The organism is Fructilactobacillus sp. Tb1 (assembly GCF_050500285.1).
Classification (GTDB): domain Bacteria; phylum Bacillota; class Bacilli; order Lactobacillales; family Lactobacillaceae; genus Fructilactobacillus.
In genome coordinates this window covers 683617-699998 of sequence record NZ_CP191377.1, presented here as the reverse complement: position 1 = coordinate 699998, position 16382 = coordinate 683617, and the positions used below count along the sequence as shown (strand labels likewise).

Below are 16382 nucleotides of genomic sequence, written 5' to 3'. Positions count from 1 at the left end.
AGGAGCAAGATTATGAAAGTTATTTTTTTAGAAGATGTTAAAGGTAAAGGTAAACGTGGAGAAATTAAGGATGTTCCTGCAGGATACGCACAAAACTTCCTTATCAAAAATGGTTTAGCCCAAGATGCTACTAAAGCAGCAGTTGCTAAGGTTCAAGCTGCACAAAGACACGAAGCAGCAGATGCTGAAGCTGCCTTAGAAGAATCAGAAAAACTTAAAGATTTCCTTGAAAAAGATGGGACAGTCGTTGAACTAAAAGCTAAAGCTGGAACTGACGGCCGTTTATTCGGTTCAATTCCTAGCAAGCAAATTGCCAAAGCATTAGCTGACCAATACAAAGTTGATATCGACAAACGTAAGATTGAATTGCCAGAACCAATCAAGACAATGGGATACACTAACGTGCCCGTTAAATTACACGCTAAAATTACTGCTACAATTCGTGTTCACGTTTCAGAAAAATAATTATTAAGCATTAGAAAAGAGGGTTTGTGTGAATAATGATGTTTTGCTAGATCATACGCCACCTAACAACGCAGATGCCGAAAAAGCGGTTTTAGGGGCGGTGTTCTTAAACCCTGAATCAATTGCAACTGCCACTGAATTCCTGACACCAAATGAATTTTATCGTCGGGCGAACCAAATCATTTTTCAAGCGATGACAGATTTATCTGATGCGGATGAAGTGATTGATGCGGTATCTGTTTCTGATAAATTAAAAGGCCAAAACCAATTAGAAGATGTCGGTGGTGTGCCTTATATTCTAGAATTAGTTGATGCGGTGCCATCCGCTGCTAATATTGAATACTATGCAAAATTAGTGCATAAAAAAGCAACGCAACGTCGTTTAATTGAAACGGCCAATAAAATTGCCAGTGACGGTTACAACGAAGATGAAAACTTAGATGATTTACTTGATAACGCCGAACGTGAAATCATGGACGTTTCTGAAGAACGAAACCAAAGTGGTTTTAAGAAAATTGGTGAAGTCGTAGGTGATTCATGGGCTAAAATCCAAGATTTAGCTGCTAACGGTGGTGAAGCCGTTACTGGAACTGCCACCGGTTATGTCGAATTAGATAAAATGACCACTGGATTACATCCAGGAGAATTAATCATTTTAGCTGCTCGTCCGGCCGTTGGTAAAACGGCCTTTGCTTTGAATATTGCACGAAACGTTGGGACTAAGACCAACAAAACCGTGGCAATTTTTAGTTTGGAAATGAGTGCTGAATCGTTAGTTAACCGGATGCTTTGTGCTGAAGGTAGTATTCAGTCTAATCATTTAAGAACTGGAGAATTAACTCCTGAAGAATGGCAATCATTAACGGTTTCCATGGGTAATTTATCTGAATCACGGATTTTTATCGATGACACTCCTGGTAACCGAATTGCTTCAATTCGGGCGAACTGTCGGCGTTTGAAAAAAGAAGCTGAACGAGAACAAGTTGATAATCCAGGACTCGGTTTAATTGTGATTGATTATCTTCAACTAATTGAAGGTAATAACAAAGAAAGTCGTCAACAAGAAGTTTCAGAAATTTCTCGTCAATTGAAGAAATTAGCTAACGAACTCCAAGTGCCAATTATCGCGTTATCACAACTTTCTCGTGGAGTTGAACAACGACAAGATAAACGACCAGTGCTTTCTGATATTCGTGAATCCGGATCAATTGAACAAGATGCTGATATTGTAGCTTTCTTATACCGAGAAGATTATTATCGTGATGAACCAGAAGACAATCAAAATGGGATTCCTGGTGCACCAGCTCCCCAAATGCAACAACCAGCTCAAAATGATGACGATGACACCGGCCAAGGTGAAGTTGAAGTTATCATTGAAAAGAACCGTTCTGGAGCTCGTGGGACTGTGCCTCTCTTGTTCTTGAAATCATTCAATAAATTTTCAAATATTTCATATCGTTAAACTAAAAGCCAATCTGAATTTTCAGATTGGCTTTTTTAGCACTTTCATTTGCAATTTAGGGCTATCTTTTGTATTTTGGAATAAGCGAGGAGTTATTACATATTATGAAAAAATCATTGATTTACGTTTTTATCTCAACCATTTTATTTAGTTTGATGGAAATTGCTTTGAAAATTGCAGGTAACCAGTTCAATCCAATCCAATTAAACTTAATTCGTTTTACGTTAGGGGCAGTGGTTATTTTACCGTTCGCCATCTCTCGTTTGAAGAAACTCCACCACAAACTCCACTTAGAAGATTGGAAAATATTCGCTTTGACTGGATTCTTGTGTGTGGTTGTTTCCATGACTTTGTATCAGTTAGCCATTATGTATGGTCAACCAGCCATCGTGGCCGTGTTATTCAGTTGTAATCCAGTCTTTGCGCTGATTTTTGCGTACTTGATTATCCATGAAGATGTCTCTCGTTCAGATATTATTTCTCTAGTACTTTCAGTAATTGGATTATTAGTAATCGTTGATCCATTTAAGTTAACTAATCCAATCGGGATTTCACTAGCAATTCTAGCTGCAGCGACTTTTGGTTTCTACGGAATCATGTCTGCGGCAGGATCTTTAAAGGTTCACTTAGATGGAGTTGTTATGACCGGGTTCACCTTTGTCTGTGGGGCGATTGAGTTATTCGTGATTATCTTAATTACGAAAATTCCGTTCGTGGCAGCTTGGATGCGTTCAATTAGCTGGTTAAAAGAATTTGCTAATATTCCAATTTTGACTAACGTGGATTTGGCTAACTTACCAATTTTGGCGTTTGTTGGTTTAGCAGTTACTGGTGGGGGATTTGCCTTCTACTTCTTGGCTTTACAAGATGGTGGAGTTTCAATGGCTTCATTAGTTTTCTACTTTAAACCAGTTTTATCACCAATTTTTGCTTTCTTCCTGATTGGTGAAAACATCAGTTTACCAACGATGATTGGGATTGCCATCATCATTTGTGGATCAATTGTGACAATGGTTGGCTATAGTTCAAGTAAAAAAGAAGAACTAAAATAAACGACAACGGAGCTGAAATTCAGCCCCGTTTTTTGTTGAATAAAAATAAGCATAAAAAAAGAACTTTACCAATTGGTAAAGTTCTTTTTGATATGATGGGCAGTCGGGGGATCGAACCCCGGACCCACGGATTAAGAGTCCGTTGCTCTGCCAGCTGAGCTAACTGCCCATATCAAGTACAATAAATATATTATCATAAGCAGCAAAGCAGTGCAACATTATTTTGCAATAAATCCGTATTTTTTAGTGGTGTGTAGTAGCGCAAAGTTAGTGGCTAAATACACTTATGGTATAATTTAGGGTGACTGAGCAGAAAATAAGTCTTGGTCAATCTAATCATGAAATAGTAGACGAAAAATAGGAGCGATTTATTATGGCCAAAATTTTAGTTGTAGATGATGAAAAACCAATTACCGATATTGAAAAATTTAGTTTAGAAAAAGAAGGATACGAAGTTGAAGTTGCCTATGATGGTGAAGATGCTTTGAAAAAAGTTGAAGAAGATACCCCTGATTTGATTATCCTTGATTTAATGTTACCCAAAATTGATGGGTTGGAAGTTGCTAAAGAAGTTCGTAAGACTCACAACATGCCAATTATCATGGTAACTGCCAAAGATTCAGAATTAGATAAAGTTTTAGGCCTTGAAATTGGGGCGGATGATTACGTTACGAAACCATTTTCAAACCGGGAATTAGTCGCCCGGGTAAAAGCTAATTTACGGCGTCAATCAGTTGCCAGTGAATCAAGTAGTAACGAAGATGATGACAAAAAAGAAATTACGTTTGGTGATTTAACCATTCATCCAGAATCATACTCAGTTACTAAAAACGGTGAAACGGTTGACCTTACCCACCGTGAATTTGAACTAGTGCACTACTTAGCTCAACATGCTGGTCAAGTTATGACCCGAGAACATTTACTCCAAACTGTTTGGGGATATGATTATTTTGGTGATGTGCGGACAGTTGATGTTACGGTTCGTCGATTACGTGAAAAAATTGAAGATGATCCTAGTCATCCAAAATGGTTAGTAACCCGCCGTGGGGTAGGGTACTACATTCGTGACGCTGAAGAAAACAAATAATTAATTAAGAGGGAATCATAATGAAAAAGCAGTGGAATTTTTTTAAATCAATTCATTTTAAGATTGCCCTAGTTTTCGTACTAATGCTGCTCTTAACGCTTGAAATTGTGGGGACGGTATTTGTAAGACAACTTGAGTACCAAAATTTGAATACTTTTAAGGAATCCATTCAGCTAAAACCTTATGTCAATACCTCCCTTAAGAAACAACTTGCCAGTAAGAATCAAATCAAAGCTAACAAACAAATTCGCACGATTTTACAGGATGCGGACGTTAGTAATGTTGATGAAATAACTGTCGTTGATGCCCATGATAATATCCGTGGAACTAGTCAAACTAGTGAACAATCGCTAGTCGGACAAAAGAACACTGATAGCGATATCAAGAGTTCTCTTTATAGTGGAAAAACTATTGAAAAGAATACTTCCAACGATAACACCCGTTACTACACCGTGGTTACGCCGTTAATTAGTAGTGATAAAAATCAAAATAACATTCAAGGCGCTGTATACATCCGCGCTAATTTGAGTCAGGTGTACCGCAACATTAATAGTGTGACAACGATTTATCTTTTTGCCGCAGTTTTATCCATCATTTTAGGATTAATCCTAACGATGGTTATTTCACGTGCGATTACTAAACCAATCGATGAATTAAAACGTCAAACGGAACAAATCGCGCGCGGTGACTATTCTGGACATGCGCAAGTGTACGGTAATGATGAATTAGGCCAATTAGCCCACGCCGTGAATAATTTGTCCGTTCAAGTGGAAGAGTCCCAAGAATCCACTGAATCAGAACGGCGGCGTTTGGATTCAGTGCTTGATAACATGACTGATGGTGTGATTGCGACAGACCGTCGGGGATTAGTTACCATCGTGAATGATGAAGCGCTTGATTTGTTAGATGATGAAAAAGACCAAGTCGTTGGTCGTCCCATTTTGGATGTTTTAAAATTACAAAATAAATATACTTTGAAAGATTTAATTGATGATCCTGGTCAAATCTTGTTGGATTTCTCCACTGATGGACATAAATTAATTCTCTCAACCCATTTCTCATTAATTCAACGTAAATCTGGTTTTATTAACGGGATTGTGTGTGTGTTCCATGATGTTACGGCCCAACAAAAAATTGATGCTGACCGTCGTCAATTCGTATCGAATGTTTCCCACGAATTACGAACCCCATTGACGAGTGTCCATTCTTACATCGAAGCCCTACTTGATGGAGCCTGGGAAGATAAGAAATTGGCCCCTAAGTTCCTGCACGTGACTCAAGATGAAACTAACCGAATGATTCGGATGATCAATGATTTATTGACTTTGTCGCGGATGGATTCTGGTACCCAAAAGTACAATTCAGAGTTAGTTAATATTAACCGGCTCTTTAATTACATTCTCGATCGTTTTGACATGATTGTTAAAAGTGATGATACCAAGAAAAACTATAAGATTAAACGTGATTTTACCAAACAAGACTTGTGGGCTGAAATCGATACCGATCGTTTCACGCAAGTAATTGATAATATTATGAATAATGCTGTGAAATATTCTCCAGATGGGGGCACAATTACTTGTCGTCTTTACGAAAATCACAACAAAATTGTGATGAGTATTGCTGACCAAGGTTTAGGAATGCCCAAATCTGCGATTAAACACATTTTTGATCGTTTCTACCGAGTTGATAAAGCCCGTTCCCGTGCCCAAGGTGGTAGTGGATTAGGTCTAGCAATTTCAAAGGAAATTGTGGAATCATTTGGTGGTAGCATTCATGTAAACAGTGTGGAAGGTAAAGGATCAACATTTTACATTACTTTACCTTGTGAAACAGTTGAGGAGGACTTGTGGGATGATGGTGAAGCTTAAACGATATTTATTACCAATTTTGTTAGGGATTGTAGTCTTAATTAGTGTGGTGTTATCAGTGTCATTACTAACTAATCCAGCTCGATTTAGTAGTAAAGCTCACGAAAAGAAAGCCACTACCTTGCATACGGAATCAACATCACGCAATATGATTGATGTTTATTCGCCAACGCAATTAATTGAAAACACTGATACAGATCAAAAACTGTTAACGAGTGCCTCAACTAATTTAGTTTCAGAAGTTTTTAAAACGATGCAACACTATGATTATTCTCACTTAGAGAAAGTCACTCAAGGAAATCGCGAAAAATACGTGAAGCTTATGAATCGTCCTGATTCATTGATGTTGAACTATAATAATCAAATTTCTTCAGATATGTTAGCTAAAGTCTTACATTATGATCAGTTTGCGGGAAAAGGTAATATCAAGCGGATCATCTTGCCAATTAACGACGATAATCACGTGTATTTATTAAATGATGATAATTATGCGGCGTATAAAGTTGATGTTAGTTCCCGTAAATTAAACCAAATTCACAAGATTTTAGACCAAAAGATTACTAAAAATCGAGTGGAACTTCGCTCAATTAATGGGCATGCTTACATTTATTTCCCTAATCAAGTAAATATGAAAGATTATGGTTATATGTTGCAGGAACAAACCCAAAATTCATACTTAAACCGAATTATTGGAAATACAACGACTGCTGCCGTGAAACACCAAAAGAATAAGACGATTTATAGCTCACAAAATCAAGACTTAACGTTTGATAATAATGATGACGTTATTTACAATAATTACCGGCCTAGTGAGAAGACCAAGAACCAAATTTCAGCACTTAAAGCTGCTTACCAAAATGCGGTTGAACTCGGTGTGCCATTGGAAAATACGAAGTTTGATACGTATAACGAAAAAGAACACAACGTTAACTACCGTCTCTACATTGAAGGTTTTCCCGTTTATAGTAATCAACAATTAGGGGTTTACACGTATAAATTTATCAATGGCAACACGCAACGTTACTCATTCTCGTTACGTGATTTTCAAGTTCCCGTTCCCACTGATAAACAAAATACCACGCTTCCCAGTTCTCGGACGTTATTGTCTGATTTAGAGAAGAGTAAGGTTAATATGAAACAAATTAGTGGAATTCGGTTAGGTTATCAAGTGGTTCCTGACACGCAAAATAAACTAATTGTGACCCTTCAACCAAGTTGGTTTATCAAATACAACAACCAGTGGATTAGTTATCGTTATTTAGATACGCAAATTGGAAAGGATGATTCTAATGAACTTTAAACGAATTCAAGCCGTCTTCCTATTTGCTTTTATCGTGATTGATATTTTCTTAGTCATGATGACCAAAAATAATAATATTCAAAATGACAATAACGCAAACGAAAGTGCCAATAGCACCGTCATCAAAGAAATGAAACGTGATGATATTTCGGTTAAGAAGTTGTCGAATCAAAAAAAATCTGGTTATTATCTTTCTGCCACACAAGATAATAACTTGGGTAGTGAAATCGTTACTCTAAAAAACCAAGATGCCACGATTGATTCTGCTGATACAATTAGCAGTACTTTTCGGACACCCATAAAAGTGGATGCGAAACACCCAGAAAAGACTATCAATCAACTAATTAAGAAACCTGGATTTGTTTTATCAGGGAATCAATATACCTTTAATAAAACGGATTCCAGTAAATCGAAACTGGTTTATGATCAAAAGGCGATTGATGGCAATTTTTATACTGATGATGCGCGGATTACGTTTAATTTGAATGAAAATCAACGCTTAACGGGTTACACCCAACAAAAATTGAATGATGTGAAAGTCTTACATGAAAAAGCGGATGTCATTTCACAAGAACGAGCCGTGATTTATTTGTACCAATACAACGGAATTCCTAACAATTCAGATGTTGTTTGGGCTCAATTAGGCTATACCAAGTTATTGCACATCAATGGCAAGGACGTTTATATTCCAACTTGGATTATTGCTACCAAAAATAAATCATCAAATCACGAACAAATTCATCGAATCAATGCTTTTAGTGGCGCATCATTTAAAACAGAACAAGTACAAAATACGGCGCAAAGCCAACAATCATTAGAAAGTGTGAATAACAAAGATGAATAACGACGACTTTAAAGTCTGTGTGTTATCCAGTGGGAGCGGTGGAAACGTTACCTACATTGAAACTCCAGAACATAAAATTATTGAAGATGCCGGATTATCCGGCATTCGAATTCAACGTTTGATGCAATCAATCGGCAAAGATTTAAAAGATGTGGACTCATTATTTGTGACGCATGAACATTCTGATCACTCTAAAGCGGTTGGAATTTTAGCTCGTAAATACGGGATGGATGTGTATGCCAATCAAGCGACCTGGGATGCCATGAATCGGCGGATTGGAAAAATTAAACCAGCCCAACGGCATATTTTTGCCCCTGATACCATCGAAGAATTAGGTGATTTAGAAGTTGAAAGCTTCTCAGTTTCTCATGATGCGGCGCATGCTCAATTTTATGATTATCGTTCCCATGGCAAGAGCTTTGCGATTGTCACCGATACTGGAGCATTATCAAAGCATGCGGAAGAAGTCATGCGGGGAGCAGACGGTTACTTATTTGAATGTAACTACGATACTGATATGTTGTTAAACGGTGACTATCACTATGCCACTAAGATGCGGATTCAAAGCGATGAGGGTCATTTATCCAATGTTGAGGGTGCTGAGCTCTTAATGGATATTATGGGACCTAATACGAAAGAAATCTTCCTAGGCCATCGTAGCCATCATAACAATACGAAAGAACTTCAAATTGAAACTGTTTCTCGTTTAATGAAGAGTAATGGTTTAGCAGTTGGTAAGAATTTTAAAATTCATGGAACTGATGTGGAAAAACCATCAAAACTATATACCCTTTAAAAGCGTGATTATCCGGACGATAATCACGCTTTTTGTGTCGAAAGATTGCGAAAATAGGATTTAGTGAACGATTATAATTCAACACAACAGAGTGTTAGCTTAACAGAAAGGTTAAAATTAAAAGCGAAAGTCAGTTATAATAGGAAAGTGGGCTGAGATAAGACACAAAAACAAGCTAACTATCTGTTAGGTTCATTTTTTAATTACGAACGGATCACTTTTTTTGAAATTAATAATTAAGAAAAAAAGAAGGCTTAAATAGTAGTAGTCAACAACTTGTGCATAAGTCTGTGCAAAACTTTCCGTGGTTGCGTTAAACGCCGCCACTTAAGGATTTGTTAAGAGTTAATAAAATCTCTTGAGTTATCCACAGTCTGTGTGCATAACTTTGAGAAACATTTTTTCAAATTGCTGTGACGTAGTGATATCAAGTAACTCAGAGTGTGAAAAATGTGTTAACGAACATATGTTGCTGTGGAAAAGAACAAAAAATAAAAAATAGATTGACAAAATCCGTGGAAAAAGCGTGGTGGATAATTCCACAAAAAGGAACAATCCGTTGTGACTTCTGTGGATAACTCTGTGGATAAATTGTTAAAAGGAGTCGAGTTATGAACATAAAATTGGTCGTTGTGGGAAAAGTAAAAGAAAAATATTTTAGAGATGGAATTGCAGAATACGAAAAACGCCTGTCACGGTTTTGTAAGTTCAAAATCGTGCAAGTTCCAGATGAAAAAGCCCCAGAATCTTTGAGTGAATCAGAAATGCTGGAAGTTAAAGAAAAAGAAGGGGAACGAATTCTTAGTAAAATTAGTGATAAAGAGTTTGTGTTTGCCTTAGCGATTTTAGGAAAGCAATATAGTTCAGAAGAGTTTGCAGCAAAGATTAAAGATTTAACCACGTACGGTCACTCGGATATTACATTTGTGATTGGGGGGTCATTGGGATTGTCTGATGCAGTGATGAAACGGGCTAATGATACCATTTCATTTGGTCGCTTTACGTTACCGCATCAATTAATGCGGCTTGTTTTCTGTGAACAGATTTACCGAGCATTTATGATTAACAATGGTAGTCCTTATCATAAGTAGTGCTAAACTAGGAATAAAATATCTTTAGGAGATGACATATTGGCCAGAATTAAGCCGAAAGTTCAGTTCAAATGGCTCACGATTTTTATTATCTTAGCTGTGGGACTAGTCGCCGTTCTCTTTACCCATTATGATGCACCGTTTTATCAACAAACGGTTGCCAAAGTAGAACAAGTCCATAATTATGGAAGAACGAAGACGACTGATGAATTTCAAAATCATGATTATCAGGAAAATCAAACGTTAACTTTAAAAGTTTTAAATGGAAAAGATGCTGGAAAAACGGTGAAAGCGCAAAATCAATTTACTGGTTCAGCTGCTAGTGATCAAGAATATCATCAAGGCCAGCAAATTTTTGTTCATCTAGGCAGTAAAAAACTAAAAGCCTCATCGGTGATGATTACCGGATTTAAGCGAGATACGACCGTCGTATTTCTAGTTTGGTTAACGATTACCTTTTTACTAGTTATTCTTAAATTTAGAGGGTCAATGGCATTATTGAGTTTAGTGGTTAATGCCATGTTATTCTTTGTCGCAATTGAATTAGACGTTAATACGAGTTTTAATCCGTTTATTTTATTTGCCATTTTGTCGATTATTTTTACGATTGTGACGGCCCTCCTTATTTTTGGGAAATCCAAGGAAACCGTGGTCGCGATTGCTTCAACGATTGCTGGAACCTTTGCTGCCATTTTAATTGCCTATATCGTCCTTACGACGACTCATCAAAAGGGTATGAATTTTGAAATGATGGATTACGTTACACAACAACGTTTACCATTGTTCTTTGCGGCTAGTATGATTGGGTCACTGGGAGCAATTATGGATTTATCTGCGGATATTACTTCCAGCTTGTTTGCGGTCAATCGGGAAGAACCAACCTTAACTTTCTGGCAACTTTTTGAAGACGCCAGAAAAATTGGTCGTTCGATTATGGGACCGTTGATTAACGTGCTCTTCCTTATTTTCGTAGCCGGAACCTTTCCGATGATGATGCTCTTCTTGAAAAACGGAAATAGTTGGGGCTATTCATATTCGATGATTATGTCGCTAGGAATCGTGCAGAGTTTGATTAGTGGAATTGGAATTGCTTTAACCGTTCCAATCACTGGTTTGATTGCTGGGGCAATTTGTAAGACGAAGGTGATCAAATGACAACCATAACAGCGTTAGTTTTAATTTTATTTGCTGCCATGTTATTGGCAGGGGGGAAACAAGGATTCGTATCATTCCTCGGTTTGATGCTGAACTTCTGTTTAGTCTTTATTTCAGTCGTTTTGATATCATATGGTTTTCCTTATTTAATCATTACGCTCGTCAATGCCGTAATTATTTTGGTAATTTCAATTTACTTTGGTAACCAACAAGGACGCAATGCGGATATTGCATTTATTACCTCATTGGTTGTAGTGGCCGCGGTTATTTTGCTAATCATTCCAATTGAACATTGGGCCCAAGTCCAAGGTTTTGGTCCTGAAAATACGGAAGATCTAGAAGGATTATCCCTTCAATTAGGGGTTAAATTCCTTGATGTTTCCTGTGCCATGACCATTTTGAGTTGTTTAGGGGCAGTGGCTGAAGCGGCCGTTGCCATTGCAACTGGATTAGTGGAAATTGAAGATCATAATCCTACGATTAGTAATCAAAAGTTAAAGAGTGAAGGATTAGTAATTGGAAAAGAAATTATCGGAACGGCCTTCAACACGTTATTCTTTGGTTTCTATGGGGAACTCTTAGCCTTATTCATCTGGTTCTCGAGATTACATTATAGTTTTGGAATGGTCATGAATGATAAGATTTTTATTTCTGAATTTATCATGACTTTAATTTCATCTATTGGAGTTATCTTGACGATTCCAGTTACCATTTGGGTAGTAATTCGCCATAAAAATAAAGCGCATTCAACTAAATAATTAAAAAATACGTCATTAATTAATGGCGTATTTTTTGTGAGAATAATTACAAGCCAAATTATAGAAAGCGTTTTCAAAATGGAATATATTATAGACAAATAAAGGAGGTATTTATTATGAAAGACGTAAAGAAAATCCCTGCAGCCGTAGCAATGCTTAAGGTTATTGAAGCCTATGGGGTTAAAGATATTTATGGTTATCCTGGTGGTTCAATTAACTCAACTTTGCATGCTTTAGACGTTGAAAAAAATAACATTAATTACATTCAAATTCGACATGAACAAGTTGGGGCACTAGCTGCCGCTGCTCATGCAAAATTAACTGGACAAATTGGAGTTGCTTTCGGATCTGCTGGTCCTGGTGCAGTCAACCTATTAAATGGGTTATACGATGCTAAAGAAGATCATGCTCCGGTATTGGCTTTAGTTGGGCAAGTCGGGCACGATGTCATGAACTACAATTATTTCCAAGAAATGCCAGAAGTCCCCATGTTTGCGGATGTCGCTGTTTACGATCGAGTAGTAATGAGTGCTGAAAGTTTACCTCACGTAATTGATCGTGCGATTCATGAAGCATATGCTAAACATGGTGTCGCAGTCGTTGTGATTCCCAATGATTTTGGCTTTGATATGATTCCAGACGTACGTTACGATTCAGCTTCCAAGACCTATAACAAACCTAATCCAGAACCAGTAGCAACCGATGAAGAAGTCACTGAATTCTTGGACATGGTTAAAGCAGCTAAACGTCCAGTCATTCATGTTGGTCGGGGAATTAAAGCTGGTGGTGATCAATTAATCGAGTTATCAAAACGCCTTCAAATTCCAATTGTGATGGATGGACTTGCACGAGGATTAGTCAATGAAGATTATGCAGGGAATTTAGGCACTGCTAACCGAGCAGCTTCTAAAGCAGCGGATGAAATTCTTAGTGTCGCTGATTTAGTAATTGCGATTGGAGGAGATTTCCCATTTGCTAAGAGTTACTATGCTAGTCATGCATTTAAATACGTTCAAGTTGATAATTCAAAGATTCAATTAGGTCGTCATCATGTTCCTGATTTAGCCATTTGGTCAGATGCTACTGAATTTGTCGAAAAAGCCATTACAGCTAGTGAACCGGTAGCTGAAACTCCATTCTTCAAAGCTGCTGTGGCAGATGAAAAGAATTGGAAAGCTTACCTTGAAAAAATGGCTGCCAGCAAAGTTGCTAGTTTGAGCCCAGCCCAAGTTTACAATCAAGTGAACCGGGTTGCTGATAAAGATGCCGTCTTTTCAATTGATGTTGGTGATAACATTATTAATACTTTCAGATACTTGAATCTTGAACCAACGAACAAGTGGGTAATTTCAGCTTTGTTTGCCACCATGGGATCAGGAATTCCCGGTGCAATTGCTGCGAAACTTGATGAACCGCAGAAACAAGTCTTTAATATTGCCGGAGACGGTGCGCTATCAATGGTAATGCAAGATCTTGTTACGATGGTTAAATATCACCTTCCAATCATTAACATTGTGACCCAAAATGGTGATTTGAGTTTTATTGAAGGGGAACAAGAAGATCTTCCAATGCATCTTTTTGGTCTTGATTTACAAAAACAAGATTTCTCGATGATTGCTAAAGGTATGGGACTCGATGCTGTGAGAGTAACCGATTACGCAGATCTTCCTGCCGCTTTTGATCAAGCAATTGCTGCTACCAAAGCAGGCAACCCATTCTTACTTGATATTGTAATTAATGACAAACGAGCCTTACCCGTTGAAGACCTAGTACTTACAATTGCAGATGGTAAATTAACTGAAACAGTGAGTCCTAAATATCTTCAAAATGAAGGTAAGACCTACACAGTTGCCGAACTATTTAAGAAATTTGATGGAGCAGAATTGTTACCATTAACGCATTACTTTGATGAATATGATGTCAAACTTTAGAATTTAAAAGCAAAAAACGTATCCATATTGGATACGTTTTTTGTTATGCAATTGATGTATATTTTAGTTTTAATTTAACTGAATAAAACAGACCTACGGCAGCGATTAATAAGAGAATGAACCAAGCAAGTTTACCATTAGCAATATTTCCAATTGTTCCAGCAAAGACTGAACCTAAGGGCAATGGAATACAAATAATAGCAGAAAAAGAACTAATTATGGTTCCTAATGATTTTTCAGGAATTACTTTCATAATGAAAGCATCTAATTTTGGATTAGAGATTCCAAAGAAGTAACCTTCTATGAAAGTTAGTAAAAGCAATAAGTAACTATTTTTCAAAGTGTTCATATTTAGGATAACTAAGAAGAGGGAAGAACATTCAAAAATACAATTTAATTCTAAACTCATCTTTTTCAGTTGTTTAAGTGGAAGAAATGATCCGATGATTGTTCCTGCAGTTAAAGAGGCTCCGAAGATGGCAATTGTAAAACCGTAGTTAGAAATTATTAGTGATTTATCATGTAAAGCACTTAGCGCAATAAGAACTTGAATGGAAGAGTCTATAAATGTCTGAATCATAAAAATAAAAACAAAATGAAATAATTGCGGGTATTTATTTAAGTTTTTTAAATTTTGTTTTAGTTCTGCGATAAAATTGGTTTTTTCAGTTTCTGATTTAGAATTGGCTTTGTTTTCTACATGATAATTAAATGCTTTACGGTTCAACTTGAAAATTAAGTAAGCAACTAAAAAAGTAGCTGTATTAAACAATCCAAAGAAAACGAAATTGTTATTCAACAATGCTAATGAACTGGCACCAATCATTCCCCCAAGGAGGTAGATTGATCCGCTTATTCCAGCTTGAAATCCACGAGCATCAGCTAATTCGTTTTCAGGGACAAGATGCTTAAACATTGGTAAAAATAATAGCCCACTATATGAACTGAGGCATGATGATACATAATTTATTACTAATAAAATTCCAAAGATAATCCAGTTTGCGTGTAAACCAACTAAAAAACTTAATAGTAAAAATAATGCAATTTGTAGTAAACGAACTCGTAAAATACTGTCATATTGATTCCTAGTATGATCTGCTAGATAGCCAGTGATTATGTCAGTAACATATGGAATTGCTTCAATAATTGATACGCAACTCACTGCTAAAGCAGGGTTAGGCATTTTACTCGCATAAATAATAAAAACGATGTTAAACAAGGTTGTGCCTAAAATGTTAATCATACTGGCATAAATCGCAACGCGAAAATTACGGTTCTTTTTAAAAATATTCATAAATTATTCTCCTTTAGGATGCGCTGCCTCCCATGTGGCGAATAGTAAAATGATGATGTTAATTGCCATACAGAAGGCAACTAAAATAAAACTGTAAAAGTTTCCCATGACCGTTGCAATAAACGGGAGGACGAACGTTCCCAGTGGAAGTGAGAGATAAACTAAGGAGTTCATCTTTGATCTGAAACTAGCCAAGATGTTTTCATCAACTACCATAATTGTTCGAGAATAAACTTTAGTATCAAATTTTCCGAATAAGAGGTAGATGAAAAAGATGAATCCAAAGGCGACATATGGTTGATGGAAAATAAACATCATGAAAAAGAAGATGATAGTTAATATATCAACTGTCATTCCAATAATTGGTAAAGGTGTTTTGGTGAGGATTTTGTCTGCCAAAATACTTCCAATTAGGAATCCAAGACTCATTGAAAATGAAAATAGTAATATACTAACGGAGTAAGGAACGTGCATATATTTATCATGTAATAGGATAATACTGACGTATGGAAATAAGCCAGAAAAGACAAAATTTTCAAATAGGAGACTTGTTAACATAATGTACGGATTAGCTTGGAAGATATTTTTAACATAGTTCCAAAATTCTGATTTAGTGAATTTATGGTGATTTGTTTCACGTGAAACAGAAGGCTGGCGGATGCTAGCCAAGCTTTCATTATTAAATTGATGACGTTTTAAGTAAATGAAGATTGCTGAGATAAAAAAGGTCAGTGCATTAATATAAGCAGTAATTTGAAAATCATTATGAGTGATAACTAATATACCAACCCCAATTGATTGACCAGACATTTGTATCAATATGGTTATTCCAGTAATTAAGCCAGTCGATGATTCTAATAATTTCTTTGGAACATAACGTTTTTGAATGACAGCAATTAAGCCACTTTCATAGAGTGAAATCAATGTGACAATTCCGTCTAACAATAAGATTACAACTAAAGCAAACCAATTTCGCAAATCTAACAATAATCCAATCACGATGAATATAAATCCAGCGAATAATTGGGTATAGAACATAGCACTGAATTTTTGTTTCGTTTTATCAGCATATTTTCCAGGAATCGTTTGTATTAAATATGGGATACATTGGGTAGTTGAAACTACCACGATGGCCCATTTTGCAAATTCTAAAGTAGCAGCAAATTGAATTAAAACATTTCGATATAAACTACTACCTAAAACTCCGATGGTTGATAAGATTAATAAATATCTGATCACCGGATTTTTTATGTTTTTCATAGTCGAAACTCCTTAATAA

At 36.5% G+C, this 16382-nt stretch carries 14 protein-coding genes and 1 tRNA gene; 12 read left to right on the top strand and 3 right to left on the bottom strand.

What is annotated here, in order from left to right; all coding sequences use genetic code 11:
• Positions 1 to 12 precede the first annotated feature (12 nt).
• The 3 genes from rplI (at position 13) to ACQW5G_RS03645 (ending at position 2979) form a co-directional block, all read left to right on the top strand.
• Positions 13 to 465: a 50S ribosomal protein L9 gene (rplI, locus tag ACQW5G_RS03655; RefSeq protein ID WP_429971708.1), complete on the top strand. Its 453-nt coding sequence runs from the start codon at positions 13 to 15 to the stop codon at positions 463 to 465.
• Between the two features lie 28 nt (positions 466 to 493).
• Entirely contained in the window at positions 494 to 1927 is a 1434-nt protein-coding gene (gene dnaB / locus ACQW5G_RS03650) for a replicative DNA helicase (RefSeq protein ID WP_429971707.1), read from the top strand.
• 104 nt (positions 1928 to 2031) lie between these two features.
• Positions 2032 to 2979: a DMT family transporter gene (locus ACQW5G_RS03645; protein WP_429971706.1), complete on the top strand. Its 948-nt coding sequence runs from the start codon at positions 2032 to 2034 to the stop codon at positions 2977 to 2979.
• Between the two features lie 96 nt (positions 2980 to 3075).
• Here the strand turns inward: ACQW5G_RS03645 and ACQW5G_RS03640 are convergent.
• A tRNA-Lys gene (locus tag ACQW5G_RS03640) sits at positions 3076 to 3148 on the bottom strand.
• A 201-nt stretch (positions 3149 to 3349) separates the two neighbouring features.
• On the opposite strand from ACQW5G_RS03640, the gene yycF reads away from it, so the two are divergent.
• From yycF to spxB, 9 genes are all read left to right on the top strand, one after another.
• Entirely contained in the window at positions 3350 to 4066 is a 717-nt protein-coding gene (yycF, locus tag ACQW5G_RS03635; RefSeq protein ID WP_429971879.1) for a response regulator YycF, read from the top strand.
• Between the two features lie 20 nt (positions 4067 to 4086).
• Complete coding sequence (gene walK / locus ACQW5G_RS03630; RefSeq protein WP_429971705.1) at positions 4087 to 5934, top strand: cell wall metabolism sensor histidine kinase WalK; 1848 nt, start codon at positions 4087 to 4089, stop codon at positions 5932 to 5934.
• Entirely contained in the window at positions 5918 to 7234 is a 1317-nt protein-coding gene (yycH, locus tag ACQW5G_RS03625) for a two-component system activity regulator YycH (RefSeq protein WP_429971704.1), read from the top strand. The genes walK and yycH overlap by 17 nt, the downstream gene beginning before the upstream one ends.
• A complete protein-coding gene (locus ACQW5G_RS03620) occupies positions 7224 to 8078 on the top strand; it encodes a two-component system regulatory protein YycI (RefSeq protein ID WP_429971703.1) in 855 nt (284 codons plus the stop codon). The genes yycH and ACQW5G_RS03620 overlap by 11 nt, the downstream gene beginning before the upstream one ends.
• Positions 8071 to 8874 carry an MBL fold metallo-hydrolase gene (locus tag ACQW5G_RS03615; protein WP_429971702.1) on the top strand — a complete coding sequence of 268 codons (804 nt, stop codon included), beginning with the start codon at positions 8071 to 8073 and terminating at the stop codon, positions 8872 to 8874. The genes ACQW5G_RS03620 and ACQW5G_RS03615 overlap by 8 nt, the downstream gene beginning before the upstream one ends.
• A 611-nt stretch (positions 8875 to 9485) precedes the next feature.
• Positions 9486 to 9965 (top strand): 23S rRNA (pseudouridine(1915)-N(3))-methyltransferase RlmH, encoded by a 480-nt coding sequence (gene rlmH, locus ACQW5G_RS03610; RefSeq protein WP_429971701.1) that lies wholly within the window; start codon positions 9486 to 9488, stop codon positions 9963 to 9965.
• 39 nt (positions 9966 to 10004) lie between these two features.
• On the top strand, positions 10005 to 11120 hold the full coding sequence (locus ACQW5G_RS03605; protein WP_429971700.1) for a YibE/F family protein: 1116 nt from the start codon (positions 10005 to 10007) through the stop codon (positions 11118 to 11120).
• The gene (locus tag ACQW5G_RS03600; RefSeq protein ID WP_429971699.1) at positions 11117 to 11878 is read left to right on the top strand and encodes a YibE/F family protein; all 762 of its coding nucleotides are present in this window, start codon (positions 11117 to 11119) and stop codon (positions 11876 to 11878) included. The genes ACQW5G_RS03605 and ACQW5G_RS03600 overlap by 4 nt, the downstream gene beginning before the upstream one ends.
• Before the next feature lie 116 nt (positions 11879 to 11994).
• Entirely contained in the window at positions 11995 to 13809 is a 1815-nt protein-coding gene (gene spxB / locus ACQW5G_RS03595; protein ID WP_429971698.1) for a pyruvate oxidase, read from the top strand.
• A gap of 43 nt (positions 13810 to 13852) precedes the next feature.
• Here the strand turns inward: spxB and ACQW5G_RS03590 are convergent, their stop codons facing one another.
• Positions 13853 to 15103 (bottom strand): hypothetical protein, encoded by a 1251-nt coding sequence (locus ACQW5G_RS03590; RefSeq protein WP_429971697.1) that lies wholly within the window; start codon positions 15101 to 15103, stop codon positions 13853 to 13855.
• Between the two features lie 3 nt (positions 15104 to 15106).
• Positions 15107 to 16363 carry an MFS transporter gene (locus ACQW5G_RS03585; protein ID WP_429971696.1) on the bottom strand — a complete coding sequence of 419 codons (1257 nt, stop codon included), beginning with the start codon at positions 16361 to 16363 and terminating at the stop codon, positions 15107 to 15109.
• Between the last annotated feature and the right edge of the window lie 19 nt (positions 16364 to 16382).